Consider the following 566-nt stretch of genomic DNA (forward strand, 5'->3'; position numbering starts at 1 on the left):
CGGCCACTTCCTCGCAGACGTCGGGCCGCTCGTGGTTCAATTTTCTCGCTGCGTGCGCTCAGTCCGTGTGCGAGTACGAGTACCGCTTCGCTGAGTACGTGTACGGGGAGGATCTCGCGAGACACCTGTACGATTTACGGGTCGGTGGTGGGTGTCCGACATCAACGTGCTACCGATCCGACCTTACGCCGGCACGGCTTCCCGCATCGCGCGTGTGTTGGCTGCGGGTAGATCCTTCCCGGCTTGCCGCAACGCGTCCACCTCCTCGTGGACCAGGGCACAGAGTTGGCGATAGGCGTCCTCTTCCGTGCTTCCATGACAAACACCACCCCACGGAAAGAGGTCCGGGCAGTAGCCCACGTACAAACCGTCATCGTCTTCCCAACGGACGAACTTGAGATATTGGTCCCCGGCCTTCATTTGCCGACCTCTCGTATCGCGTTGCGAACGTGTCTTTCCTGATACTGGCGCGCATCGTCCCCGTCCCGACCGCTCAGCACGACGCAGCCGGACGTCTTCGGGTGCCGGAACTTGCGGTGCGAACCCTTGCCACCGGGGACGAGTAG

1 protein-coding gene is annotated in these 566 nt (G+C 62.2%); it reads right to left on the reverse strand.

Annotation, left to right across the window (positions count from 1 at the left end; genetic code table 11):
- Nucleotides 1-183: 183 nt before the first annotated feature.
- Nucleotides 184-420: a hypothetical protein gene (locus L6Q96_23495; protein ID MCK6557512.1), complete on the reverse strand. Its 237-nt coding sequence runs from the start codon at nucleotides 418-420 to the stop codon at nucleotides 184-186.
- Between the last annotated feature and the right edge of the window lie 146 nt (nucleotides 421-566).

This window comes from Candidatus Binatia bacterium (assembly GCA_023150935.1).
Lineage (GTDB): Bacteria > Desulfobacterota > Binatia > HRBIN30 > HRBIN30 > JAKLJW01.

Bases quoted from the DNA above. Each gene is read 5' to 3' on its own strand.
- L6Q96_23495 (MCK6557512.1), bottom strand. From the start codon at position 420: ATGAAGGCCGGGGACCAATATCTCAAGTTCGTCCGTTGGGAAGACGAT.